A 26167-nucleotide genomic window follows, 5' to 3' on the forward strand; every position below is an offset into this window, starting at 1 on the left:
GCAACGACGCATGGCGCAATTTGCCGCGCAACCCGAAGGGACGGGCCAGTTTTTGCGTGGTACGTCGTTACTCGACGGCTCATTTGGGCGACCAAACTTCGCGTCTCGCGCCTAGCCCCACGCAAAAACTGGCTCCGTCGCGGCCGTGCGCGAAACGGCAACAGACCCTAGAGGCCGAGCGCCTTCTCGATGGCCTGGATCAGTGCAGGATCATCCGGCGTGGTGCGCGGCGAGAATCGCGCCAGCACGCGGCCATCCTCGCCGACCAGAAACTTCTCGAAATTCCAGGTGATGTCACCTGGAAACTCGGCGCCCTCGCCCGCCAGCAGGCGATACAACGGGTGCCGCCCTGGGCCATTGACCTCCAGCTTGCTACCCAGCGGAAAGGTCACGCCATAGTTGAGGCTGCAGAACGAGCGGATCTCGTCCTCGCTGCCCGGCTCCTGACCGGCAAACTGATTGCAGGGCACGCCGAGCACGGTAAAGCCATTGCCCTTGTACTGCTGATAGAGCTTTTCCAGCCCCGCGTACTGAGGCGTCAGGCCGCACTTGGAGGCGACGTTTACCACCAGCACCACCTGGCCCTTGTAGGGCGCCAGTGGCAGTTCCTGGCCATCCAGCGCGCGTAAATTGAGATCGTGAAAGGCACTCATGACGAACTTCCTCAGCGAATTCAGTGCAACGGGCGCAAGGCCCCGTAAACCTTCAAGGCAGCCGCGAATGCGCACACCTGGATACATGAAAAAGGCGCCGTGAGGCGCCTTGATCGCAAGCTTGAGCTTAGCAGCAGTTGCTCCGTTCGGAACGACCGCAAGTCGCCTGACGGGCGACTCAGCCTGTCAGTGGTGGTGACCACCTTCGCCATGGATGTGACCATGAGCCACTTCTTCTTCGCTGGCGTCACGCACACCTACGACCTTGACCTTGAAGTTCAGGCGCTGGCCGGCCAGCGGGTGGTTGCCGTCGACGGTCACGTCGTCGCCGTCGATGTCGCGGATGGTGACGATCTGCATGCTGCCGTCCGGGCCCGAAGCGTGGAACTGCATGCCCACTTCCAGGGTATCGACACCTTCGAACATGGCGCGACTCAGGGTGGCGACCAGCTCGGCGCTGTATTCGCCGTAGGCTTCTTCCGGCTCGACGGAAACGTCCAGCTCATCGCCGGCTTGCTTGCCGACCAGAGCCTTCTCCAGGCCGGCGATGATGTTGCCGGCACCATGCAGATACACCAGCGGCGCGCCGCCAGCGGAGCTGTCGATCACCTCACCGGCATCGTTGGTCAGGGTATAGTCGATGGAGACGGCCTTGTTGGCGGCGATCAGCATGGGGAGACCTTTTTGCAAAAGAGAAATGAATGGGTAAGTTTAACCAAGGCCGCCCACGATTGCGACCCGAACCCGGACAAACGGGCTGTGCGTATCGTTGATTTTCGTCAGGACGAGCACGGCGACTGGGTGGCAGTCTTGTCCTGTGGTCACACTCAGCATGTGCGCCACCGACCACCCTGGCAGAATCGGCCCTGGGTACTCGACCCCGAACAGCGCCAGGCCAGACTGGGCAGCCCCTTCGGCTGCGGCTGGTGTGCCGGGGAGCGGTCGCACGATGAATTCAAGGAAATCTAAATGCCTGCACGCAACATTCTGGTGATCAACTGCGGCAGTTCGTCGATCAAGTTCGCCTTGGTCAACGAAGCCCAGGAGCACTTCCCCCTCAGTGGCCTGGCCGAACGCCTGGGCAGCCCCGAAGCCATCCTGCACTGGCAGCAGGGTGATGAGCGCGACAGCCTGGTAATTGCCGGCGCCGACCATCGCCTGGCGCTGTCGCACCTGCTGCCTATCGTGCAGCGCGTCGCCGCTGGCGAACTGCATGGCATCGGCCATCGCGTGGTACACGGCGGCGAGTATTTCTCCGGGGCCACGCGCCTGGACACTATCAGCCTGCAGGCTATCCGCCAGGTCGCGCCGCTGGCGCCCCTGCACAACCCCGCCAACCTGCTGGGCATCGAAGCGGCGATGAAGCTGTTTCCCGGCCTGATGCAGGTTGCCGTGTTCGATACCGCCTTCCACCAGAGTCTGCCCGAACACGCCTATCGCTACGCCGTACCGGCCGCGCTGTACCGTGAGCATGGTGTGCGCCGCTACGGCTTTCATGGCACCAGCCATCGCTACGTCAGCCACAAAGCGGCACAGATGACCGGTCTGCCGCCAGAGGCCAGTAGTTGGCTGGTGGCCCACCTGGGCAATGGCTGTTCGACCTGCGCTGTGGAGAACGGCCACAGCCGTGACACCAGCATGGGCCTGACCCCGCTGGAAGGCCTGGTGATGGGCACACGCAGCGGTGACGTCGACCCCAACCTGCACAGCCACTTGGCGCGCACCCTGGGCTGGAGTCTGGAGCAGATCGACGCCATGCTCAACAAGGACAGCGGCCTGCTCGGCCTGTCCGGCCTGTCCAACGACATGCGCACCCTGGAACAAGCCCGCGAACAGGGCCATGCCGGCGCCACGCTGGCCATCGAGGTGTTCTGCTACCGCCTGGCCAAGTCGCTGGCGGCGATGAGTTGTGCGCTGCGCCGGCTCGACGGCCTGATCTTCACCGGCGGTATCGGCGAGAACTCGGCGCTGATCCGCAGCAAGACGCTCGACCACCTCGGCCTGCTCGGTTTTACCCTCGACCCTGCGGCCAATGCGCGCTGCATTCGTGGCGTCGCCGGTGCCATTCACGCCGACGGTCACCCGCGCGTGCTGGTGGTACCCACCAATGAAGAGCGGCAGATCGCCCTCGATACCCTTGCCCTGCTCGACTGAGGCTTTTTAATGCATACCTTCTTCATCGCCCCCACCGGTTTCGGTGTCGGCCTCACCTCCATCAGCCTCGGCCTGGTCGGCGCGCTGGAGCGCAGCGGCCTCAAGGTCGGTTTCTTCAAGCCCATCGCCCAGCCACATGCCGGCGACCTCGGCCCGGAGCGCTCCAGCGAGCTGATCGCCCGCACCCACGGTCTGAACTCGCCCAAGCCGCTGCCGCTCAGCCATGTCGAGCGCATGCTCGGCGATGGTCAACTGGATGAACTGCTGGAGGAGATCATCAGCCTCTACCAGCAGGCCGCCGCCGACAAGGACGTGGTCATCGTCGAAGGCATGGTACCGACGCGCCACGCCAGCTACGCCGCACGGGTCAATTTCCATCTGGCCAAGAGCCTGGATGCCGACGTGATCCTGGTCAGCGCCCCGGAAGACGAGAACCTCACCGAACTGTCCGACCGCATCGAAATCCAGGCGCAGCTGTTCGGCGGGCCGAAGGACCCGAAGGTGCTCGGCGTGATTCTCAACAAGGTGCGCAGCGAAGATGGCATCACCGCCTTTGCCGAGCGCCTGCTGGAACTCTCACCACTGCTCAAGAGCCAGGACTTCCGCCTGCTCGGCTGCATTCCCTGGCAGGACGAACTGAACGCGCCGCGCACCAAGGACATCGCCGAGCTGCTCGGCGCGCGCATCCTCAACGCTGGCGATTACGAGCAGCGACGCATGCTCAAGATCGTGCTCTGCGCCCGTGCGGTGGCCAACAGCGTGCAGTTGCTCAAGCCCGGCACCCTGGTGGTGACGCCGGGTGATCGCGACGACATCATCCTTTCCGCCAGCCTGGCGGCGATGAATGGCGTGCCGCTGGCCGGGCTGCTGCTGTGCAGCGATTTCGCCCCCGACCCACGCATCATGGAGCTGTGCCAGGGCGCCCTGGCCAGTGGCCTGCCGGTGATGACCGTTAGCACCGGCTCCTACGATACCGCCACCAACCTCAACCGCCTGAACAAGGAAATCCCCCTGGATGACCGCGAGCGCGCGGAGAAGGTCTCCGACTTCGTTGCTGGGCATATCGATCATGACTGGTTGAGCGCGCGCTGCGGCACGCCGCGGGAGCTGCGCCTGTCACCCCCGGCCTTCCGCTACCAACTGGTGCAACGCGCCAAGGCCGCTGCCAAGCGCATCGTCCTGCCCGAGGGCAGCGAGCCACGCACCGTTCAGGCCGCCGCCATCTGTCAGGCGCGCGGCATTGCCCGCTGCGTGCTGCTGGCCAAGCCGGAAGACGTGCAGGCTGTCGCCCGAGCACAAGGTATCGAGCTACCGGAAGGCCTGGAAATTCTCGACCCGGACCTGATTCGCGGTCGCTATGTCGAGCCGATGGTCGAACTGCGCAAGGGCAAGGGCCTCAACGCGCCGATGGCCGAGGCGCAGCTGGAGGACACCGTGGTGCTCGGCACCATGATGCTGGCACTGGACGAAGTGGACGGCCTGGTGTCTGGCGCCATTCACACCACCGCCAACACCATTCGCCCGGCGCTGCAGCTGATCAAGACTGCGCCGGGTTACAACCTGGTGTCATCGGTGTTCTTCATGCTGCTGCCGGATCAGGTGCTGGTCTATGGCGACTGCGCGGTGAACCCGGATCCCAACGCAGAGCAACTGGCGGAAATCGCTCTGCAGAGCGCCGCCTCGGCGCAGGCCTTCGGCATTCCGCCGCGGGTGGCCATGCTCAGCTACTCCACTGGTGATTCCGGCAGCGGCGAGGAGGTGGAAAAGGTACGGGCCGCGACCCGCCTGGCTCGCGAGAAACGCCCGGACCTGCTGCTCGACGGCCCGCTGCAGTACGACGCCGCGGCCATCGAGAGCGTCGGCCGGCAGAAGGCGCCGAACAGTCCGGTAGCCGGTCGCGCCACGGTGTTCGTGTTCCCTGATCTGAACACCGGCAACACCACCTACAAGGCGGTGCAGCGCAGCGCCGAGTGCATCAGTGTCGGGCCGATGCTGCAGGGCCTGCGCAAGCCGGTGAACGACCTGTCGCGCGGTGCGCTGGTCGACGACATCGTCTACACCATCGCACTGACGGCGATTCAGGCGGCCGATCTGCCGAGCTAGAGAGGCCGAAAGGTGCAGCGTGCGCGCCATGAAAAGCTGGGCGCGCGCGGGCCGCAACAGCGAGCAGACAAAACCTGATGGTCAACACTGGCACTTGCAGGTCAGTGCACAACCGTTACCCTTGGCGCCGAACCAGCTCGCTGCACGGAACGCCGCAGCTCTTTCGACTGATACGGGGCACATAGAAAGCCCCTTTCTCAGGCTGCCCGCCGGATGTGCAGCCTGCTTATGGAGGCGTTCGCCCGATGCTGCACTTTCTTCCCGCGCCGCTGCGCGGCCTGATCGCGAGCCTGCTGCTGGCTCTCAATACCCTGTTCTGGTGCTGGCCGCTGTTCTTCGTCGCCCTGCTCAAACTGCTGCTGCCCTTCGCGCCGATCCAGCGCGCGCTGCGCTTCGTCATGCACGGCATCGCCGAAAGCTGGATCGGCATCAATAAATTCTGGATGCGCCTGGTTGGCCACATCGACTGGAAGGTTCAGGGGCTGGAGCGCTTCGATACCCGTCACTCCTATCTGGTGACCAGCAACCACCAGAGCTGGGTGGACATCCTGGTGCTGCAATACCTGCTCAACCAGCGCATGCCGCTGCTGAAATTCTTCCTCAAGCAGGAGTTGATCTGGGTACCGGTGATCGGCCTGTGCTGGTGGGCGCTGGAGTTTCCCTTCATGAAGCGCTTCAGCAAGGAATACCTGGCCAAGTACCCGGAAAAGCGCGGCCAGGACCTGGCCACCACGCGCAAGGCCTGCGCGCGTTACAAGACCAATCCCGTGGCGGTATTCAACTTCCTCGAGGGTACCCGCCTGACTCCGGCCAAGCATGCGCAGCAGCAGTCGCCGTTCAAGTACCTGCTCAAGCCCAAGGCCGGCGGCATCGCCTTCGTGCTCGACGCGATGGGTGAACAACTGCATGCCATCGTCAATGTCACCATCCACTACCCACATGGTGTGCCGGGCTTCTGGGACCTGCTCTGTGGCCGACTGGATGCTGTGCAGGTGATTTTCAGGCAGGTCGATATTCCGCGCGAATTCATCGGCCGCAACTACGATCAGGACGACGATTACCGCCTGGCATTCCAGCAGTGGGTCAACCGTCTGTGGGAAGAGAAGGACGCGGAGCTCGCCAGCCTTCACCAGCAAGCCTGAAGCGTCAGCGGCGCTTCATTCACCACGTGGCAGGGGCAACTTGCTCCAATCCAGCTGCGCCGGCACCTGCATCGCGGTGCCGGCCGATACACCCGGCGCCACCAGAAAGCCCTGCATGATGTTGCAGTGGTGCCGCGTCAGCCACTCGCGCTGCGCCTGAGTTTCGACACCCTCGGCGATGACCTCCAATCCCAGATGCCGACCAAGATCGATGATGGTGCTGACCACCGCGGCGTCACGCGGTGAGTCGAGCATGTTGGAAACGAACAGACGGTCGATCTTCAGCGTGTCCAGCTCGAAATGACGCAGATAAGCCAGTGACGAGTAACCGGTGCCGAAGTCATCGATGGCGATCTTCACCCCCAGCTCAAGCAATTGATCAGGCGGGTTTCTTCGAGCAGCGGTATGAACACGTTCGGCGCAACGGTACCCACGACACGATGCTGCCAGCGCAGCAAGGCCTCGAAGCCGCGCAGGCGGCCGCTATTGAGATGGAGCTGGGGCTGATAGACCAGCACGAAGTCATCGTTCTCGATGGCGTGACGCCACCGGCCCACTCAGGCTGGCATCACCGCTCTCAAGGCTGCGCTCAATGGCCTGACGACGGATCGCATCGCTGAGCATGTCGAAACCAAGTACGCGCCGGTTACGCCAATCCAGAGGACTGACGTAATCGATGGGCAAGTAGTACTCGCGCTCCCCCCTCGGGAAACACCTGATAATCGAGGTGCTCATCCGCTTTCAGCTCGGCTCGGCTCGAAAATCGTCCAACTGCGCGTGGCTCAGGTAGCGCGACCAGGCGACGGCCTGTATTCCCGGATAACGATCCTGCAATTGCAGCTGATCCAGTGCCCGCTCCCACTCGATGGGAGAAACCCGGTCACTCCCGTTCATCAGCCCCGAAACGCCACGCAGGACCATTTCATAAGCCTGCATGCGCGCCATCACTCGCTGACCAATATCCTGCGCCTCAAGCGCAAAGCGATGCTGACTATCTTCCCGCTCACGTTCCTGCAGGGTATTCCACTGCCAATAAATCAACCCACCCAGCCCGATAAACAGGCCAAGTGCAGCCAGCAGCGGTATCCAGGGCCTTGGCGTCCACTCGACAGCTCTGTCGTCCATTCGCGCTCCCTCGGTCATCCAGAACCAACGCACACGGGGCATCCGCGCGCGGACATCACAGAACCACAGCAAGCATTCTAGTCAGGTTTTGAATGAGTGGCCTTTGACCACAAAGGACACGACGGGCGGTCACGAAGGTTGTCGGAAACGCCCTCTAGCGCCTCGCCGAAAGACGTCAGCAACAGTGCTTGTCAATCAACATGAAAAAGCCTCCCAGAGGGAGGCTTCGTTCAACGCAATGCGGCCTTAGAGCGGACGCAGGTTGATCTCGACACGGCGGTTCTGCGCACGGCCAGCATCGGTGGCGTTGCTGGCAATCGGCTGGCTCGGGCCAGCACCGTATGCCGAGATGCGCTGCCCCGGCACGCCGTTGGCGGTCAGGTAGTTGGCCACGCTCTGAGCGCGACGCTGCGACAGGCTCTGATTGAGTTCCTGCGAACCGGTGCTGTCGGTATGGCCGACAATGTTCACTCCGTTCTTGTTGAACTCCTTGAACACCAGCACCAGCGAATTGAGGGTCGGGTAGAAGCTGCTGGAGATATCCGCCGAGTTGCTGGCGAAGGTGATATTGCCCGGCATGATCAGTTTCAGATCATCGCCGTTGCGTTGCACCTGCACGCCAGTGCCCTGCAGGGTCTGGCGCAATTTGGCCTCCTGGGTGTCGACGTAATAGCCGTAACCACCACCGGCGGCGCCACCGACGGCAGCACCGATCAGCGCGCCTTTGGTGCGGTCCTTTTTGCTAGAAGTCGCAGCACCGATCACCGCACCGGTCGCGGCGCCGATGCCGCCATAGATGCCAGCTTTGCCGGCCTGACTTTCACCGGTATAGGGGTTGGTGGTGCAGCCAGCCAGCATGGCCATGAGCGCAGTTGCTGCGATCAGATTGCGTCTGGTCTTCATAGGGATTCCTTAGGATTTCTTCTGGTATCGGGCAGACATGCCACAATCTTCGAGCCGCCAAGGCGCGGTGAAGTTCCGCCCTAGCTTATCAGCCCGGGCGGATAGGGACTGCGATCCAGAGCAGTTCTGCCCCGTACACGCGCGTTACTGCATACCTGGCAGCGGTCGCAGTATCACTTCGACACGGCGATTCTGCGCACGGCCTTCAGCGGTGGCGTTGCTGGCTACGGGCTGATCCGGCCCCATACCACGGGTACTCAAGCGACTGGGGTCGACACCCTGCGCCAACAGATAGTCGGCCACGCTTTGCGCGCGACGCTGCGACAGCTCCATGTTGTAGCTATACGAGCCGGTGCTGTCGGTATGCCCGACAACCTCGATGCTGTTCTGGTTGTACTGGCGGAAGGAATTGGCCAGGTTGTTCAGCGGCTGATAGAAGCTGCTGGCGATCTGCGCCGAGTCGGTAGCGAAGGTGATGTTGCCGGGCATGATCAACTGAATCACATCGCCTTGGCGCTGCACCTCGACGCCGGTGCCCTGCATGCTGCGGCGCAGTTCCTCTTCCTGCTTGTCGGCGTAGTAGCCATAACCTGCCGCTGCGGCACCGGCCACGGCCGCGCCGATCAGCGCGCCCTTGCCGCGGTTGTCATGGTTGATCAGCGCACCGGCAGCCGCGCCGGCCAGCGCACCGATACCACCGTAGGTGGCGGTGCGGTTGGAGCTCGGTGCGCTCTGATCGTAGGGGTTCTGCGAGGCGCAACCGCCAAGCAGCAGCGCAGAGGTGCAAAGGGCAATAACAGGCAGGCGAAACATGAAGGCGTCTCCATGAACGGTGGGTGATGGCTCTTTGAGTCATCACGCCGCCATTAGTGCCCTCTCACGCGCGAATAAAGGGGTTCTCGCGCATCTCATCGCCCAGGCGAGTGTCCGGGCCATGGCCGGTAACCACGGTGGCATCCTCGTCGAGGCTGTACAGGCGCTGCTTGATCGAACGCTCGATGGTCGCGTAATCACCGCCCCACAGATCGGTACGGCCGATACCGCGACGGAACAGAGTGTCACCGGCGATCAGCAGCTTGGCACCCTCGAACCAGAAGCTCATCGAACCCGGCGTGTGCCCTGGCGTATGCAAGGCCACGCCGCAGCCACAGGCCAGTTCCTCGTCATCGGCCAGCCATTTGTCCGGCGCCGGCACGGGCGTGTAAGGCACGCCGAACATGCTGCACTGCATCTCCAGATTGTCCCAGAGGAACTGATCCTCCTTGTGCAGGTGCAGCGTGGCACCGGTCTTCTCCTTCATCTGCCCCGAGGCAAGGAAGTGATCGAGGTGCGCATGGGTGTGGATGATGCTCACCACCTTGAGGCCATGAGCCTCCAGCCGCGCCATGATCAGATTGGGATTGCCACCCGGATCGACCACGATGGCCTTCTTGGTAATCGGGTCGCCGATGATGGTGCAGTTGCACTGCAAGGGGCCGACAGGGAAGGTTTCGCGGATCAGGGCGGGGCGTTCGACAGAGCTCATCAGGGAACCTCATTTCGGTAATCGCCGGGAAGTTTACCGGTCCATTTGCGGAATGCACGGCGGAAGTTGGACGGATCGCTGAAACCCAGCAACTGGGCGATTTCATGCAGCGGCAAATGCGTGGTGGTCAGGTACTGCAGGGCCAGCCGTTTGCGCCCGTCGTCGAGCACCTGCTGATGGCTGGTACCCATCTGCGTCACGTGCCGACGCAGGCTGCGGCCGCTGGTGTGCAGGGCGCTGGCGGCGCTTTCCAGGTCGGGAAAGTCGCCGGGGCGCGTCAACAACAGGCGTCGCACCCGTGTGAGTAGGCCGTCCTGCACATCGAGACTGACCAGCAGCGCTTCGCACTGTTGCTCGCACATCTGTACCGTGGCCGGGTTGGCCAGGGCCATGGGCCGTTGCAGGTAATGCCGGGGTAAACGCAGCCAATGAAAGGGCTGTTCGAACTGTGCGGCCACACCGAACGCCTCGGCATAGCGCTCGGCGTAGTCCGGCGCGGGATGAGCGAAACCGACGGCCAAGCCCTGCAACTCTTCCCCCAGGAGAAAGCGCGCAATTGTGTGGATGCTGGCCAAAAGACCCTCTGCGGTAAAGCGCGATTGCGGCCCCATAGGGAAAGACTCGACGGCGCGTTATTCAATGTCCTCGCCCTGCTCCACCAGTTCCAGCTCGAAGGACAGACCAAGCACGCGACAGTATTTCAGGGCGAACTGCAGCGCCTTGCCCAGATTGGCGCTGGACAGCACCGCGTAACCGAGTATGCCGTGGGTGGAGACGTTCAGGCGCTGGCCCAGTACCAGACCAAGCGCCGGTTCGCCGCACCGCTCCAGCGCAGCCTGAATCAGGTGGTGAAAGTCGATAAAGGACAGTCGGGCATTGGGACTGCCAAGCACTTCTGGGCGTACCCGCGCGGCGGCAAACAGCTCGGCACGCGCCAGGCCGAGCTCTTCGGCCAGCGCCAGCAGTGCCTCGGCGTAAGCAACAGGAACCAGTTCGGCGGTGAAGTTGAGGGTTTGTTTCATGAGTTCGTTGTTCTGGCGACTGGCCGCAAATGACCTTCCCGATTGCGAACCTTAGCTCAGCGAATCCATGCTTGCTGCCCTGCTGCTGCCCCAACTTTCTGCTGGAAAAACGCACTGGCCGGATATGACTGTCACCTTGGCTGTTACGAACCTGTGCCCAGCGGCGCATGACGCCCATAGTGGGAACCAGTCAAACAGCGCAATGGAGTTCTCATGGCCAGCACCACACCGGAAGGATTGCAGATTCGTCCCAGGCACATGGATTTCGATCTGCCCAACCCGCTGCCGCGCCACTGGAACGGCGGCGACGCCTTCAAGACCCATTTGTTCGATGCCATGTCGGTGTTGTTTCCCGATGGCGAGCGGTTCTTCATCGATTCGGTGCGCCAGTTCCGCGACCGCATCGACGACCCGGTGCTCAATGAACAGATTCGCGGCTTCATCGGCCAGGAAGGCCATCACAGCCGTGAGCATCTCGAGTACAGCCAGCGCCTGCGCGACCTGGGCTACGACGTAGAGCGCATCGAGAAACCCGCCCGGACGTGCATCCGCTACACCCAGAGGAAGTTCTCGCCATAACGCCAGCTGGCCGCGACTGCGGCGCTGGAACACATCACCGCGATCATGGCCGATGGCCTGCTGAGAAATGGCGGCTACATAGCCGACGCCCTCCCGACGCTGGCGCGCCTGTGGCGTTGGCATGCACTCGAGGAGACCGAGCATAAAGCGGTGGCCTTCGATGTCTACAACCAGGTGTGTGGCAGCCGCAAGTTGCTGCGCCGAGCGATGATCAATGGCACCTTCTTCTTCGTGCTAGACCGCTGGATGTGGGGCAAGGAAGGCGTGTTCCGCCCGCTGATCAGCACTTATCTGGACTTTTTCAAGGACGGCTTCCCCCTGGCAACACAGCAACCTGGAACTGCTGCACGCCGCACGGGACGAGTTCGATGGTCCCCCGTTGATTCAGGCCGGAGCCGACTGAAGCGCAGCTTCGCCACGCAATACAAACAAGCCCGGAATCTGTCCGGGCGTGTTCATGACCCGAGTTTTCGCTGGGCCTTTCTGGCTCCACTCAGCTCAGTAGAAATTTCATTGCATCGGCTGCGCTCTGCTGGGGAATTTCCTCCATGGGAATGTGCCCCACGCCCGGGTAGACCTTGACCTGCCCCAGGTAAATCACGTTGCCACAGCGGCACCTGTTTGGGCGAAATCCAGCGATTACGCTCACCCCACATCAAGCAGCGTGGCAGCGATCATCCACAGCACCTTGCACCTCGGATATCCGGCCAGTTCTATCGGCACCAGCTTGCCGCCCCGCTGCTGCTGCGTCAGGACGAAGGTCCAGCCTGCTAGATGCGTTCCAGACTTTTCCTGTGAGGCACACATCAGCGCAGCAGGCCGAGCCCCTTGGCCCGCGCTACCGCCTGAGTACGCCGCTCGACACCGAGTTTGCTGTTGATGTGACGGGCGTGGGTCTTGACCGTGTGCAGGGAGATGAACAGACGCTCGCTGATCTCCTGATTGGAACAGCCACGCGCGATCAACTGCAGCACAGCCAACTCGCGGAGACTGAGTTTTTCCGCCAGGGCGCTCTCCTCTGCAATAATCTCCTCGTCCGAATCCCGACTGCCCGACAACTGGGCAAGTAAGGCGTCGCGCAGCGGACAGGCCTGACGCCCCTGCAAGCGCTCACGTAACCACCGAGGCTGATGCTGCAACAGCTCAATGAAAGGTAACAGGGCACCGCCCTGAGCGAGATCCAGGCAAGTGTCGAGCTGCTGCTGTGCCTCCCGTTCTCGCCCGGTTTGCTTTAGTAGCTGGGCGAGTTGGGCCTGCGCCACCAGGCCGACCAACTGACCACCCAGCCCCTGTGCACGCTGTTGCAACGCACGCAGACGGCGCTCCGCATGCTCCAGCTCGCCCTGCAGACGCTCCAGAGCAGCCTGCTGCAAATCGATATGCAACGCCAACTGCGGGTGAAACTCTGGCGCCAGTGCCCGCCCCTGATCACCATAGGTCTCCGCCAACTGCGGTAGCCAGGCAGCGGCCAGCTCGACCTGCCCCTGACGCAACCACAGCTCGCACTTGATCAGCGTGATCATCGCCAAGTAATAAATCGCTGGCACATCCCAGACGTGCATCAAGCGCTCGGCCTCACCGAGCAGTGCGAATGCCTCGGCAGGCCTTCCATCACGTCCTTCCAGGCTAGCCAGCACGCAATAGCCGATCAGCGCCCCAACGTCGCGACAGGCTCGCGCTTCGGCAATTCCCGCCCGCAAGCGCTCCACGGCCTGAGGCTGCAAGCGCAGACTAAGCAGATAGCCCTCATAAATCGTCAACCGCGCTCGCACCGAGTAACTACGCTGTGCCGGCAGGCGCTGCACCAGCAGCAATCCCTGATGCACCTCCTCTTGCGCGCGCAGCACCTCACCACGGGCCTGCAGCACGCGGGCACGCTCGTAGTGGGCAAGCGCCTCGAGCAGAGGGTTGTCGATACGCTGCGCCAGCTCCAGAGCGTCGCGGTTCAGCCCACGCGCACGCCACAGATCGCCACGCACCATGGCCAGATTGGACAACGCCGACAAGCACATGAAGTGCGGGCCATAACGCTCCACCGGTAAGCCGACCAAGGCCTCGCTACATTGCTGCTCGGCACGTGCACCATCGCCGCGACCACGGGCGATAATCCCGTCGAGCGCCTGCCACTGCGCCAGCAGGCTGCGCTGGGCGGAAGGCTCGGCTGCTGGAAGGAAGCGTGCGAGCTGATCAAGCAGCTCTTGGGCGGCATCCAGCTGGCAGGCCAATGCCAGTGCCCAGCCATAGAGCATGATCAGTCGTGGTGTGCTGGCCAGCAGATCGTCCGGCAGATTGGTTTTCCAGCGCAGCAGCATGGCGATGTTCTGTTCCGCCAGCATCTGCTCCTCGGACAGGTTCTGCACCAGGCTGGCGGCCACGTCTGCCTGCCCCGCCAGCAGCGCCTGCTCGATGGCGGCATCCAGCATGCCTTGCGCAGTGAACCAGCGACAGGCACGCAGGTGGGCGCTACCGTGCGAACGACTCAATCCGTCGGCAGAGCGCGCATTGAGCAAGTCGGAGAACAGGTGGTGATAGCGAAACCAGTGCCCCTGCTCGTCGAGCGGCACCAGAAACACCTGATTGGCCTGCAGATGACGGATGATCGCGGCGCTGTCATGGCTGTCACGAACCGCATCGCACAGCTCAGCGCAGAAGCGCTCCATGCAGGCGGTTTCATAAAGGAACTGTTGCACCTCGACGGGCTGCCGCTCGATGACTTCCTCGAGCAGGTATTCACGGATCAGCCCTTCACCGCCGTGCAGTTGAAGCACCTCGCCAGCTTCCGCCAGTTCCTCGACAGCCAACAGCCAGAGGCGTAAGCCAGCGATCCACCCCTCGCTGCGCTGCAGAATCCCGCTGACCTGCTGCTGCTCGAGGCGCGCGCCCTGACTTGCCAACAGCGCGTCGAGCTCGGCAGCCGTCAGACGCAGATCCTGCTCGTTGAGCTCCAGCAACTGTCGCGACAGACGCAGGCGCGCCAGGTGCCAGTCAGGCCGCTGACGACTGGTGACCAACAGCAGCACACCAGGAGGTAAATGGTTGAGGAAGAATTGCAGACAACGATCCAGCACCGGCCCCTGCGCCAGATGGTAGTCGTCCAGCACCAGCAACAGCGGTTGACCATCATCGAGTTGCTGGGTCAGCTCATCGAGTAAACCGTCAAGCCACTGCTCGAATGCGAAGGGTTGGTGGCGTTGGCGCATCTTCAGCAGCCCGAGCGCCTCCTCCCCCAAACCGGGGTAGAACTGCTGCAGCCCCTGTAACAGACGCTCAAGGAAGCGCCCCGGATCATGATCGCGCTCGCTCAGCCCGAGCCAGAGGCTGTGCCAGTGATCGGGTAGTCGTTCGCAGAACTCGATGGCCAGCGAGCTTTTGCCAAAGCCTGCTGGCGCACTGACCAGCAGCAATCGCCCTTGCAGACCCTTCTCAAGACGCTCGCACAGTCTGGGCCGCGGCATATGTCCTGCCGGCAGCGGCGGACGATAAAAACGCGCTTCCACCGGCGTGGCCGGCGTGCAGGGAAAACCTGGCGAGCGGGAGAGATCTGTCATCGGCCTATTCTTGGAAGTCTTCTATGTGCATCGGCGGGCTCGATCTGGACCCAGCCTAGCGACTTGCAATGGCCATTTGAAGCGCCCGCTACAGTCCGTAACGAAAAAGCCGGCGCAAGGCCTAATGCTGATCAGATAAGTTCGTCACCACCCCCTCCTACTTGCAGTAGAGGGGGCGCTTTTCGTAGGAGCCAGCTTGCTGGCGATGCTTTTTATGGCGGATCGCCGGCAAGCCGGCTCCTACAAAGATCGAGTGCAACGGCTTAACTGACTGGCATTAGGCACAAGGCCGGCTTCATCGTGTTGCCTGAGGCAGGTTTTAGCGCACGCCTGCCTGGCGCAGCGCCGCCGGAGTGTAGTCGCTGCTGGATGCCTTGTAGTTGAAGTCGTAGGCTTGTTTCTCCTCGTTCTTCATACCCAGGGCCAGGTAGCGACCGGACAGCAGGTCGTAAAGGGTTTCCACGGTGTACCACGGCACTTGCTTGTCGTAGTAGTACTGGGCATGCCCCTCAGCTACGCGCCACAGGGTGCCACGGCCATCGTAGTGGTCGATCAAAGCAGCTTGCCAGGTGTCCTCGTCGATGTAGAAGTCACGCTTGGCGTAGATGTGACGCTCGCCCGATTTCAGGGTCGCGGTCACGTGCCATACACGGTGTAGCTCGTAACGGGTCAGATCCTGGTTGATGTGGCCAGCCTTGACGATTTCGGAGTACTTCAGGCTGGGCGAATCGAGCTTGTAGGCGTTGTAGGGGATATAGATCTCCTTCTTGCCTTCCAGTTTCCAGTCGTAACGATCCGGCGCACCGTTGTACATGTCGAGGTTGTCCGAGGTACGCAGGCCGTCAGCTGCGGTGCCCGGGCCATCGTAGGACACCTGCGGCGCACGGCGCACGCGACGTTGACCGGCGTTGTACAGCCACGCCAGACGCGGCTCTTTCACCTGATCGAGCGTCTCGTGTACCAACAGTACGTTACCAGCCAGACGCGAAGGCGCAGTCACCCGCTGTTTGAAGTAGAACAGCACGTTGCTGGACTTGCTCGAGTCGTAATCAGTCAACGCATCGCGAAAGACGAACTCGTCCTGGAAGTAGACCAGCGAGTAGGAACCGTTCGGCTGCGGAGTCGCCTGGGTCACCAGACGACGCACGCTGCCACCGCGGTAGCGGGTGATGTGGTTCCAGATCACTTCCAGACCGTTCTGCGGGATCGGGAAGGGGTTGGCGGTCTGGAAGTTCTCCAGGCCGTTGCCACCTTCCACCATCCTGGTGTTCACCGCGTTCTGCTTGGTCGCCTCGAGCACTGCGGCCGGCAGGCTGGCCGAACGGTGAGTCGGATAGACCGGCATCCTGTAGCTTTCCGGGTAGCGCTTGAACATCGCCATCTGGCCAGGGGTCAGCTTGTCCTTGTACTGCTCGACGTTCTGCGCGGTGATGGTGAACAGCGGCTGCTCGTTGGCGAACGGATCGGCCAAAAAGCCACGCGGATCGACCGCGCCGGCATTGGTCGGCAGGCCGCCAGTCCAGGCCGGGATCGAGCCATCGGCATTGCCTGCCATCTCGGCGCCCACCGGAGTCAGGGTGGTGCCCAACTTCGCAGCCTCGTCAGGCGACACTGCCGCCATCACGCCGGTCGCCAGCAGAGACAGGGTCAGGACACCGCTTTGCCACAGTTTTTTTGTTGTTTTCATTTGCATCATAATTCCTCGAAATTCCTGGCCGCTTAGAAATTCACGCCGAAGCTGAGAGCGACGAAGTCGCGGTCGACCAACGTGTTGTAACGACCATCAAAGAAGTTGGTGTAGGACAGGCTGGCGGTATAGGTGTTCTGGTAGTCGGCATCCAGGCCCAAGCTGACGGCCTTGGCTCCTTCGTTGAACAGGCCGTTGGGGCCATAGCCGTCGACATCATGGGAAAACGCCACGCTGGGACGCAGGTTGGCCCCGAGGAAAGCATTGGAGTAGTCGAGGATCGCCCGTGCACGATAACCCCAGGAATTGGCGGTGACATAACCGTGATCCCCATAGCGAGCCATCGAGGTTTCATTGGGGTCCACAGCGCTGCCGGTGATGCCATAGATCGGATCGCGGCCGTAGCGATTCTTGCTCTTGCTTTCCAATCCACCGACATGGGTGAAGCCGACCTCACCCACCAGAGTCAGACGGCTGGCCCCCAGCACCTGATCGATGAAGTGGGTAAAGGTGGTCTGGATCTGGGTGATTTCCTTACGGTTGTAGCCTTTCTGGATAGCGCCCGGAGCCGACGTCCCCTGCGCGGCCTTGGCCGGAGCCAGGGTCATCTGCTGGGTGTTGAGCTGAACCGGGGCATTCGGCCGATAGCTGATCTCGCCCTGCCAGGCGGTGCCGGTAGGCAGAGTAGTGGAGAAGCTCAGACCATAGAGCCTGATGTCCTCCGGATAATCCATGAAGTAGCTACCGTTGCCGACCGCCACCGCTGCAGCCGCCAAGAGTTGGGATTGAGCGCCCAATGTGGGGTTGTAGCCAGCGCCAGCTCCTGCTCCCAGGTTCGGGTTACCGTCGCCACCGGCCCCCCAGTAATTTCCCGAGTTGAACCAGTTGAGCCCACCACCGGCCATACTCGCACCCAGGGTGTTATAGATGCCCTGCCAGGCACCCACGATATTCGCCAGCGCCGCTGCATCGGCATTCTTCACGCTCAGGAAGGGCGTGCGGCTGTGGTAGTTCATGAAGTAGGCACCATACTCGGTATTGTCGCCCTGCCAGCGCAGAGCCAGGCCCCACTGCCCGTCATCGCGGGCCGTGTTGTCCTTGCCACGACGAAACAGCATGCCTTCCTGGGTATAAGCCAAACCGGCATCCGCAGTGCTGGTGGGAGCCATGGCTCCTCCCAATGCAGAAGCATTCAACGCATCAACCCCCTCCAGCAAGCCAACCAGTTGACTGTTGAGAATGTTGTAATTGTCGTTGCAGCCGTTGGCAACCACATCGGCCGTGGAGAAGAAGGTGCCGCAGTTATCGACAACCGTCTGTTTCCAGCTCAGCTGATAGAAGGTCTCCATAGACAGCTGATCTGTGATGCTCTGTGCCACATAGAACATATTGACTGGGATCAGGCCTTCCTTGACTTCGGCGCCAGGACGGCGGAAGGCGGCGGCATCGACCGGGTTGATCGAGTTGATACTGTTCTGGATAAAGGTACTCTCACCCCAGCTGACCACCTGCTTGCCCAGGCGTACCGAACCAGGCTGATCGCCAATGCTGTAGTTGTGATAGACAAAGGTGTCGAGCCACTCGTAGCCAGAGGACTTGGCTCCCTGTTTACGCCCCTTGTCCTCGATATCCTTGAATGGACGACCTTCGTCTTTCAGTTCGAAGTCATACCAATACTTGCCGCGTACGAATACGCCAGTGTCACCGTACTTCAGCTCAAGGTCATGGATACCCTTGAAAATCTTGGAGAAAGTTTCACCACGTTTGAAGTTCAGCCGGCCATCGTCGCCGGTCTGGGTGTAGCCCGTGCCGCCATTGGCCTCACCAATGAAACGCTTATCCCGTTCGGCAGTCGACCAACTGGCCCCCACCGACAGCGACGAGTCGAACTGCCCTTCGATCTCACCGATATTGAAAGTGACGCCGAATGCCGGAGCGGCAAGGGTGGAAGCGAGGCTGACGGCCAGCGGCAGTTTTGCCAGGCGCCAGTAGGGTTTTGTTTTTGTTGTCATCGACGCTACTCCATGTGTTTTTTGTTATGGATGCTTGGACTATAGCCAGCAGGTGGTACTGCTTGATCCCTCGAAAGTGTGATTTGCAGCCCCCCTGGCTCTCTGGCTCGCAGGTTTCAGGCCCTGCCCCTAGCCAAGCATGGACGGGAAACAGCAATTAGCAAGCCAAACGCTTGTTTGACTGAGCGGTCACTTTCACCGCCCAGTCAATTCGCACCTCACAGCGTGGACAGGAACGTGCTACCCGCCTCCTGCCACTGGGCGATTTCGACGCGAATGCGCTTCTTGTCCAGTTTGCCGACGCTGGTCTTGGGAATTTCGGTAACAAGCGCGATCTGCGTGGGAATCGCCCACTTGTTGATGTGGCCTTGCTCGACGAAAGGCTTGAGGTGCTCCTTTAGCCCCTTGGCATCCAAACCCTGCGCGTCACGCAACACCACCAAGGCGAATGGCCGTTCACCCCACTGCGGATCGGGCACGCCCACCACCGCCACCTCACGCACCGCCGAGTGACGACTGATCAGGTCCTCCAGTTCCAGCGAGGAAATCCACTCGCCACCGGTCTTGATCACGTCCTTGATGCGGTCACGGATTTCGATGAAGCCCATGCCATCGATGGTCGCCACATCGCCGGTGTGCAGCCAACCGTGGGCCCAAAGTTCCTCGCCCTTCTCAGGCTCACGGAAATAGCCTTGGGTCAGCCAGGGCGCGCGCAGCACCAGCTCGCCCTGGGATTCGCCATCACTCGGCAGCAATTTGCCATCGGCATCCATGATTGCGGCTTCCACCAGCGGCACCGGAATACCGGCCTTGATTCGATAGGTGGTGCGCTCGTCCTCGCTACCGGCGCGCAGCTCCTCATTGAGGTAAGCGCAGGAAATCAGTGGGCAGGTCTCGGACATGCCATAGGCCGCGGTCAGCTGGATACCACGCTCCTTGGCCGCCTCGTAGAGGGAGCGATTGAGCGCGCTACCACCGATGATCATCTTCATGCCGCCGAAATCATGGCCCTGCGCACCTGGCGCGCTCAGCAGCATCTGCAGAATGGTCGGCACGCAGTGGGAGAAGGTGACCTTCTCTTCCTTGATCAGGCGGCAAAGCATGTCCGGCTCGTAGCGGCCGGGATATACCTGCTTGACCCCGAGCATGGTGGCCACGTACGGCACGCCCCAGGCATGCACGTGGAACATCGGCGTAATCGGCATGTAGACATCGTCGTTGCCCATCAGGCGGATGCTGTCCAGGCCGCCCATGGTGGTCGCCATGGACATGGTGTGCAGCACCAGTTGCCGATGGGTGAAGTACACGCCCTTGGGGTTACCAGTGGTGCCAGTGGTATAGAAGGTCGTAGCCACCGAGTTCTCATCGAAATCGGCGAAGTCATAGTGCGGGCTGGCCGCAGCCAGCAGGCTCTCGTACTCGCCAACGAGGTTCGGCAGGTCGGCGTTCTTGTCTTCGCCATCGGTCAACAGCAGGGTTTTCTCCACCGTGGTCAGTTGACCGGCAATACCGTTGTACAGCGGCACGAACTCACTGTTGACCAGCACGAAACGGTCTTCGGCATGGTTCATGGTGTAGAGAATCTGATCCGGCGACAGGCGGATGTTGATGGTGTGCAGCACCGCGCCGAGCATGGGAATGGCGAACATGCACTCCAGATAGCGGTGGCTGTCCCAGTCCATGACAGCCACGGTATCACCGGCCTTGACCCCCGCCTGGCTAAGCACGTTGGCCAGGCGCGCGACACGCTCGTTGAAGGTGGCGTAGCTGTAGCGCAGCTTGTCGCGATAAACGATTTCACGGGTCTTCTCGTAACGACTACCGGACAGCAGCAGGCGCTTGATCAGCAGCGGATAGGCGTGGGCGTTATTGGCGGGAGGGATCAGTCGAGTCTGCAGCATGAAGTCACCTTGAGGCACACGAGGAAATAGGTATGCAACGACTCTAGAGCGGCTCATGCACAGCTAAATCAGCCCAAAGAATGATTTGCCACGTGACCCTATGGCCACTTTTGGTCACAGGTTAGAATCAACCCAGCTAGTCAGTCCCGAAACAGGCTTCATCGCCCCATACTTTCGTTCGAGGTAACACCATGTCCGATATCGTCATCGTCAGCGGCGCCCGTACTCCCATGGGCGGTTTTCAAGGCAGCCTGGCCAGCGTGCCAGCTGTCGAGCTGGGCGCTGCTGCCATTCGCGAGGCAGTCAAGCGTGCCGGTATCGAGCCGGCCGACGTGCAGGAAGTGATCATGGGCTGCGTACTGCCTGCTGGTCTCAAGCAAGGTCCGGCCCGCCAGGCGTCGCTCAATGCCGGACTGCCCTCTGCCACCGGTTGCACCACCATCAACAAGCTGTGCGGCTCGGGCATGAAGGCGGTGATGATGGCCTTCGACTCGCTGAAGGCCGGCAGCAACCAGGTAATGATCGCCGGCGGCATGGAAAGCATGTCCAACGCGCCCTATGTGCTGGAAAAGGCCCGCACCGGCCTGCGCATGGGCCATGGCGAGATCAAGGACCACATGTTCCTCGACGGCCTGGAAGACGCGCGCACTGGCCGCCTGATGGGCTCCTTCGCCCAGGAAACGGCCGACCAGTACGGCATCACCCGTGAGGAAATGGACGCCTATGCCATCGAATCGCTGCGCCGCGCGCAGGCGGCGATCAAGGACGGCTCGCTGGACGCGGAGATCGTCCCGGTCACCGTCACCTCGCGCAAGGGTGAAGTGGTGGTCAAGGATGATGAACAGCCGCTGACGGCCAACCTGGACAAGATTCCTGCGCTCAAACCCGCCTTCAAGAAGGACGGCACCATCACCGCCGCCAACGCCAGTTCTATTTCCGACGGCGCCAGCGCACTGCTATTGATGACTGCTGATGAAGCCGCCAAGCGCGGTCTCAAGCCGCTGGCCAAGGTGGTTGCGCATGCGACCCAGAGTCAGGACCCGAGCGAGTTCACCCTGGCCCCCATCGGCGCCATGGGCAACCTGCTGAAGAAGACCGGCTGGAGCAAGGATGAGATCGATCTGTTCGAGATCAACGAAGCCTTCGCCATGGTGACCATGCTCGCCATGCGCGAGCACGGCCTGGATCACGCCAAGGTCAACGTCTTCGGCGGTGCTTGCGCCCAGGGCCATCCGGTCGGCTCCACCGGCTCGCGGATCATCCTCACCCTGATCAATGCCCTGCAGAAGAAAGGCGGCAAACGCGGCGTCGCCTCGCTGTGTATCGGCGGCGGCGAAGCCACCGCAGTCGCCATCGAACTGCTGTAAGCCAGCCCATCACCAAAGAGCCCCGCAGTTGCGGGGCTCTTTGGTTTAGCGCATTTCGCTCAGCGCCAGCTTCACACCGATGCCGACCAACACTGCGCCCATCAGCCGATCGAACCAGTGCCCCATACGGGCAAAGCCGGCGCGCACGCGCTGCTGGCTGAACAGCCAGGCTACCAGGCAGAACCAGAACGCGGTGGCCAGCGCCAGATACAGGCCGTAACCGGCCTGCACCACCACTGGGGTATGCGGGTTGATCACCACGGTGAACAGCGACAGGAAGAACAGCGTCGCCTTGGGATTCAAGCCATTGGTGATAAACCCCGTGACGAAGGCGCCACGACCGCTGCGCTCGCCGGCGGCCAGATTCAGCTCGGCACTGGCCGAGTCGGCCGGGCGCGCGCGCAGCGCCTTGATACCGATATACAGCAGGTAGGCAGCCGCCAGCCATTTCAGCGCGTTGAACAGGACGATGGACTGCGACACGATCAGGCCGATACCGAGCAACGAATAAGTGACGTGGACCAGAATCCCGGTGCCCACTCCGACGGCGGTGAACAGTCCCGCGCGGCGACCGTAGCCGACGCTCTCGCGCACAACGATGGCGAAATCAGGCCCAGGGCTGGCCACCGCCAGCAGGTGAATCAAGGCAACGGTGAGAAATTCACTCCAGTACATGGCGGCTCCGCATCGACGCTGAAGGTCTGGTAGGCTCGCCAATCTACTCTTGCGACCCTCCTGCGAAAAGGTACAGCTGATGAGCAACAGCCCACGCGCCGTCTTCCTCGACCATGCCTCCCTCGACCTTGGCGACCTCGACATGCAACCGCTGCATCAGGCGTTCGCCGAGCTGACCCTGCACGCGCACACACGTCCGGATCAGGTCGCCGAACGCCTGCAAGGGGCCCAGGTCGCCATCAGCAACAAGGTGCCGTTGGACGCCGCCACCTTCGCTGCCTGCCCAGAGTTGAAACTGGTTCTGGTAACCGCTACCGGCATCAACAACATCGACCTGAAAGCCGCCAGTGACCACGGCGTAACCGTGTGCAACTGCCAGGGCTACGGCACCCCGTCCGTGGCACAGCACACCTTGATGCTGCTGCTGGCCCTGGCCACGCGCCTGCCCGACTACCAGCGCGATATCGCTGCCGGTCGTTGGCAACAAGCCAGTCAGTTCTGCCTGCTCGATCACCCCATCGTCGAACTCGAAGGCAAGACGCTGGGCATGCTCGGCCATGGCGAACTGGGCGGCGCCGTCGCCCGCCTGGCCGAAGCCTTCGGCATGCGCGTGCTGCTTGGCCAACTGCCCGGCCGCCCCGCGCGCGCCGATCGCCTGCCGCTGCACGAACTGCTGCCGCAAGTCGATGCGCTGACCCTGCACTGCCCACTCAACGAGCAGACCCGCAACATGATCGGCGCCGAGGAGCTGGCCCTGATGAAGCCACGCGCATTCCTGATCAACACCGCGCGTGGCGGCCTGGTCGACGAACAGGCCTTGGCCGATGCCCTGCGCCGTGGCCATCTGGGCGGCGCCGCAACCGACGTACTGCTGCAGGAGCCACCGAAGGACGGCAACCCGCTGCTGGCCGCCGACATTCCCCGCCTGATCGTCACCCCGCACAGCGCCTGGGGCAGCCAGGAAGCGCGCCAGCGCATCGTTGGCCAGGTCGTGGAAAACGCCGCTGGTTTCTTCGCCGGTGCGCCACTGCGAGTCGTCGGGTAAGCTGCGCAGCTTTCTTGTAGGAGCGTGCGTCGCGAGCGAACACGGTCAACAGCAAAATCTTCGCGAGCAGAGCTCGCTCCTACACCACGCGCCGTAAACAGATTCTCAGGAAATACCATGGACCCGCGAAGCGAAGTTCTCCTGCGCCACGCCGAGCTATTCAGTGGCGAGCTGTTACTGGCCGGCCTGCCGGCTGACGACCTGCTTGGCGCCCTGCCGCAGGCTCGTGGCTGGAACTGGCATGCGGGCGATCAGGCACTGCTCACCGCACGCTTTGCCGGTCGCAGCCACTTCGACACACGCCTGCCGGAAGGCGACTACCGCGCCGCTGTGCTGTTCCTGCCCAAGTCACGCGAGCTGACCGACTACCTGCTGCAAGTGCTGGCCTCGCGCCTGGCAGGCAAGCCGCTGTACCTGGTCGGTGAAAAACGTGGCGGTATCGAACGCGCGGCGAAACAGCTGGCCGCCTATGGCAAGCCGCGCAAGCTCGACAGCGCGCGACATTGCCAACTCTGGTGCGTCGAGGTGGATCAAGCGCCAGCAGTACCGGACCTGCATGCCCAGGCACAGAGCTACCCATTGCAGTTGGCCGACGGCACACTGGAAATCGTTACCCTGCCCGGCGTATTCGCCCATGGCCGCCTGGATCGCGGCAGCGCATTGCTGCTGGAGCATCTGGATGACCTGCCCAGCGGCCACCTGCTCGACTTCGGTTGCGGCGCTGGAGTGCTCGGCGCCGCGCTCAAAAGGCGTTACCCAGACAGCGAGCTGAGCCTGCTGGATGTCGACGCCTTCGCCCTGGAAAGCAGCCGCCTGACCCTCGCGCGCAATGGCCTGTCAGCCAACCTGATCGCCGGCACGGGCATCGAATCGGCACCCGAGGGACTCAGCGCCATCGTCAGCAACCCGCCGTTCCATCAGGGCGTGCATACCGACTACCAGGCCAGCGAGAACCTGCTGAGCCAGGCGGCTCGCCACTTGATAATAGGTGGCGAGCTGCGCCTGGTGGCCAACAGCTTCCTCAAATACCCACCCCTGATCGAGCGTCATCTCGGCCCCTGCCGCACCCTGGCCGAGGCGGACGGTTTTCGCATCTACCAGGCCTTTGCAAAAAGCCCGTAGGGGGGCCGGGCGGCGCTCCGCTTCAGCCCACCGACTTGCTCGCCCGGCGTGGGCTAAAGCCCACCCTACAAGATGACTGACGTTGATCGACGGGCTTGCCCTGCACCGAGCACTTGGGCACAATTGCGCCCGTCCTAGGGGAGTAGTCTCCAGCGAGCGCCCTGCTCGCCCGGTATACGTCAACACACTTGCTCCGCAGAGCATGGCGTATACGACCCAAGGCCTACATAGAGAGGCCTGCGGTTTGACAAGACCTATGACACGCACAACCTATACCCGGGGCGGGAAGGTCGTTCGTGTCATAAGCCGTGTCGACCCGCCCCCCTGTAGGAAACCTGATGCTGGAATCGCTGTTCGTTCCCACCCTGATCGTTGCCCTCGCCGAAATCGGTGACAAAACCCAGCTGCTCGCTCTGCTGCTGGCCGCGCGTTTTCGCAAGCCCTGGCCGATCATCTGGGGCATAGTCGTCGCCACCCTGGCCAACCATTTCGCTGCCGGCGCCGTGGGTAATTGGGTTGCCGGCTTCTTCTCGCCCGCCACGCTGAGCTGGATTCTCGCTGCGAGTTTCGTCGCCGTGGCAGCCTGGACCCTGGTGCCGGACAAACTCGACGACGACGAGGCATCCGGCCTGAAGAAATACGGCCCCTTCCTCACCACGCTGATCGCCTTCTTCCTCGCCGAGATGGGCGACAAGACTCAGGTTGCGACCGTGATGCTGGCCGCGCAGTACCCGCACTTCATTCTGGTGGTGGTCGGCACCACACTGGGCATGTTGATCGCCAACGTACCGGTGGTCCTGGCGGGCAATTTCGCAGCCGAACGCCTGCCGCTGACCCTGATCCGCCGCCTGGCCGCCTGCGCCTTCGCCGCGCTGGCAATCTATGCCGGCTACCAGGCGCTGAAGCTGAGCGGTCTGATCTGACGAACCACTGACGTCAACGAGCCGGCATTTCGGCCAATCCCAGCCCCCTCCTCCCTGCTGCTAAAGTGCCCGCCACGTCACATGGAGACGGCCTGCAGCCGGGAGGACAGTATGTCATTGGATGATCGCAAGAAGCTGGCATGCCAGCACATCGACCTAGTCTGGAACAAGGGGCGCCTGGCGCTGGCTGAACAACTGCACAGCCGCGATTTCCTCTACAAGAGCTCGTTCATTGGCAGGCCGCTTGGCAGCGCCGGCTTCGTGCAGATGGTGCAGGACATCCGCCTTGCAATGCCGGACCTGCAGGTGGTGATCGAGGAGTGCATCGCCGAAGGCTACAAGGTGGTGACCTGGAGCACCCTGATCGGCACCATCCAGAAACCCGCACTGGGCTACCCGCCCAGCGACAAGGTGCTGAGCATCTCGGCCATGGCGTTCTGGACGTTCACCTCCGGCAACGAAATCCAGGAAATCTGCACCATGTTCAACATGGAAAGCTTCGTAACCGCTCCATAAACCCCGTCCTGGCGGACGGTTTTTTCAGGAAGCAGAGGCAGAAGCTGGCGAGCAGTTCCACGGCAGCAGCGCTTCGTAATCCTCGACGCGGCTCGCCGCTGACAGGCGTTCAAGGATGTGGCGCAACCAGGCGTAAGGCTCTTGCCCGTTGGCTTTGGCAGTTTC

20 protein-coding genes, 5 pseudogenes and 1 riboswitch are annotated in these 26167 nt (G+C 62.2%); of the genes and pseudogenes, 10 read left to right on the forward strand and 15 right to left on the reverse strand.

From position 1 onward, the window contains the following. Positions 1–167: 167 nt before the first annotated feature. Both DBO86_RS24240 and DBO86_RS24245 read right to left on the reverse strand, forming a co-directional pair. Positions 168–653, reverse strand: coding sequence for a glutathione peroxidase (locus DBO86_RS24240; protein WP_084340896.1), 486 nt, complete (start codon positions 651–653; stop codon positions 168–170). Positions 654–839: 186 nt separating this feature from the next. Continuing rightward, positions 840–1325: an FKBP-type peptidyl-prolyl cis-trans isomerase gene (locus tag DBO86_RS24245; RefSeq protein ID WP_108235101.1), complete on the reverse strand. Its 486-nt coding sequence runs from the start codon at positions 1323–1325 to the stop codon at positions 840–842. A gap of 87 nt (positions 1326–1412) precedes the next feature. On the opposite strand from DBO86_RS24245, the gene DBO86_RS24250 reads away from it, so the two are divergent. The 4 genes from DBO86_RS24250 to DBO86_RS24265 all read left to right on the forward strand — a co-directional run bounded on the left by DBO86_RS24250 (position 1413) and on the right by DBO86_RS24265 (position 6052). Continuing rightward, complete coding sequence (locus DBO86_RS24250) at positions 1413–1622, forward strand: DUF3565 domain-containing protein (protein WP_371254512.1); 210 nt, start codon at positions 1413–1415, stop codon at positions 1620–1622. Further along, entirely contained in the window at positions 1623–2807 is a 1185-nt protein-coding gene (locus tag DBO86_RS24255; RefSeq protein ID WP_004424469.1) for an acetate kinase, read from the forward strand. Positions 2808–2816: 9 nt separating this feature from the next. Continuing rightward, positions 2817–4910, forward strand: a complete 2094-nt coding sequence (pta, locus tag DBO86_RS24260; protein WP_108235102.1) for a phosphate acetyltransferase — start codon at positions 2817–2819, stop codon at positions 4908–4910. Positions 4911–5155: 245 nt separating this feature from the next. Continuing rightward, positions 5156–6052, forward strand: coding sequence for an acyltransferase (locus DBO86_RS24265; RefSeq protein ID WP_045736348.1), 897 nt, complete (start codon positions 5156–5158; stop codon positions 6050–6052). A gap of 15 nt (positions 6053–6067) precedes the next feature. Here DBO86_RS24265 and DBO86_RS24270 read toward each other — a convergent pair. The 6 genes and pseudogenes from DBO86_RS24270 to DBO86_RS24295 form a co-directional block, all read right to left on the reverse strand. Further along, positions 6068–6597: pseudogene (locus tag DBO86_RS24270) on the reverse strand (EAL domain-containing protein); the annotation flags it as partial. After that, positions 6575–7219: pseudogene (locus DBO86_RS27180) on the reverse strand (CHASE domain-containing protein). The pseudogenes DBO86_RS24270 and DBO86_RS27180, both read right to left, overlap by 23 nt. 204 nt (positions 7220–7423) lie before the next feature. Further along, positions 7424–8080, reverse strand: coding sequence for a YiaD family glycine zipper/OmpA-like lipoprotein (locus DBO86_RS24280; protein ID WP_004424482.1), 657 nt, complete (start codon positions 8078–8080; stop codon positions 7424–7426). Between the two features lie 144 nt (positions 8081–8224). Then, positions 8225–8893 carry a YiaD family glycine zipper/OmpA-like lipoprotein gene (locus DBO86_RS24285; protein WP_004424484.1) on the reverse strand — a complete coding sequence of 223 codons (669 nt, stop codon included), beginning with the start codon at positions 8891–8893 and terminating at the stop codon, positions 8225–8227. Between the two features lie 64 nt (positions 8894–8957). After that, positions 8958–9605, reverse strand: coding sequence for an MBL fold metallo-hydrolase (locus DBO86_RS24290; RefSeq protein WP_004424486.1), 648 nt, complete (start codon positions 9603–9605; stop codon positions 8958–8960). Next, positions 9605–10627, reverse strand: a pseudogene (locus tag DBO86_RS24295) (AraC family transcriptional regulator). The gene DBO86_RS24290 and the pseudogene DBO86_RS24295 overlap by 1 nt, the downstream one beginning before the upstream one ends. 213 nt (positions 10628–10840) lie before the next feature. Here DBO86_RS24295 and DBO86_RS24300 point away from each other — a divergent pair. Continuing rightward, positions 10841–11609, forward strand: a pseudogene (locus tag DBO86_RS24300) (metal-dependent hydrolase). Between the two features lie 90 nt (positions 11610–11699). Here the strand turns inward: DBO86_RS24300 and DBO86_RS24305 are convergent. The 5 genes and pseudogenes from DBO86_RS24305 to DBO86_RS24325 form a co-directional block, all read right to left on the reverse strand. Continuing rightward, positions 11700–11874, reverse strand: a pseudogene (locus DBO86_RS24305) (alpha/beta fold hydrolase); the annotation flags it as partial. 138 nt (positions 11875–12012) lie between these two features. Continuing rightward, positions 12013–14754, reverse strand: coding sequence for a winged helix-turn-helix domain-containing protein (locus tag DBO86_RS24310; protein ID WP_108235103.1), 2742 nt, complete (start codon positions 14752–14754; stop codon positions 12013–12015). Positions 14755–15073: 319 nt separating this feature from the next. Then, complete coding sequence (locus tag DBO86_RS24315) at positions 15074–16441, reverse strand: DUF1329 domain-containing protein (protein ID WP_108235109.1); 1368 nt, start codon at positions 16439–16441, stop codon at positions 15074–15076. A 32-nt stretch (positions 16442–16473) separates the two neighbouring features. Further along, the gene (locus tag DBO86_RS24320; protein WP_108235104.1) at positions 16474–18453 is read right to left on the reverse strand and encodes a DUF1302 domain-containing protein; all 1980 of its coding nucleotides are present in this window, start codon (positions 18451–18453) and stop codon (positions 16474–16476) included. A gap of 218 nt (positions 18454–18671) precedes the next feature. Continuing rightward, positions 18672–20354 (reverse strand): fatty acid--CoA ligase, encoded by a 1683-nt coding sequence (locus tag DBO86_RS24325; protein ID WP_108235105.1) that lies wholly within the window; start codon positions 20352–20354, stop codon positions 18672–18674. 191 nt (positions 20355–20545) lie between these two features. Here DBO86_RS24325 and DBO86_RS24330 point away from each other — a divergent pair, with 191 nt between their 5' ends. Next, positions 20546–21721, forward strand: a complete 1176-nt coding sequence (locus DBO86_RS24330; RefSeq protein WP_084340889.1) for a thiolase family protein — start codon at positions 20546–20548, stop codon at positions 21719–21721. 45 nt (positions 21722–21766) lie between these two features. On the opposite strand, the gene DBO86_RS24335 is transcribed toward DBO86_RS24330, so the two are convergent. Then, positions 21767–22396, reverse strand: a complete 630-nt coding sequence (locus DBO86_RS24335) for a LysE family translocator (protein WP_108235106.1) — start codon at positions 22394–22396, stop codon at positions 21767–21769. Between the two features lie 79 nt (positions 22397–22475). Between DBO86_RS24335 and DBO86_RS24340 the strand changes: the two genes are divergently transcribed. The 4 genes from DBO86_RS24340 to DBO86_RS24355 all read left to right on the forward strand — a co-directional run bounded on the left by DBO86_RS24340 (position 22476) and on the right by DBO86_RS24355 (position 26002). After that, positions 22476–23441 carry a 2-hydroxyacid dehydrogenase gene (locus DBO86_RS24340; protein WP_004424499.1) on the forward strand — a complete coding sequence of 322 codons (966 nt, stop codon included), beginning with the start codon at positions 22476–22478 and terminating at the stop codon, positions 23439–23441. 117 nt (positions 23442–23558) lie between these two features. Next, a complete protein-coding gene (locus tag DBO86_RS24345; protein ID WP_108235107.1) occupies positions 23559–24563 on the forward strand; it encodes a class I SAM-dependent methyltransferase in 1005 nt (334 codons plus the stop codon). A 125-nt stretch (positions 24564–24688) separates the two neighbouring features. Continuing rightward, a riboswitch (yybP-ykoY riboswitch) is annotated at positions 24689–24809 on the forward strand. 95 nt (positions 24810–24904) lie between these two features. Continuing rightward, the gene (locus tag DBO86_RS24350) at positions 24905–25486 is read left to right on the forward strand and encodes a TMEM165/GDT1 family protein (RefSeq protein ID WP_088339292.1); all 582 of its coding nucleotides are present in this window, start codon (positions 24905–24907) and stop codon (positions 25484–25486) included. 111 nt (positions 25487–25597) lie between these two features. Then, positions 25598–26002: a ketosteroid isomerase-related protein gene (locus tag DBO86_RS24355; RefSeq protein ID WP_108235108.1), complete on the forward strand. Its 405-nt coding sequence runs from the start codon at positions 25598–25600 to the stop codon at positions 26000–26002. A gap of 24 nt (positions 26003–26026) precedes the next feature. Here DBO86_RS24355 and DBO86_RS24360 read toward each other — a convergent pair. Next, the coding region (locus DBO86_RS24360; protein WP_146173178.1) for a transposase domain-containing protein at positions 26027–26167 on the reverse strand (141 nt) is incomplete at its 5' end.

Origin of the sequence: Ectopseudomonas oleovorans, assembly GCF_003052605.1 — a bacterium.
In the GTDB taxonomy this organism is placed as follows: domain Bacteria; phylum Pseudomonadota; class Gammaproteobacteria; order Pseudomonadales; family Pseudomonadaceae; genus Aquipseudomonas; species Aquipseudomonas oleovorans_A.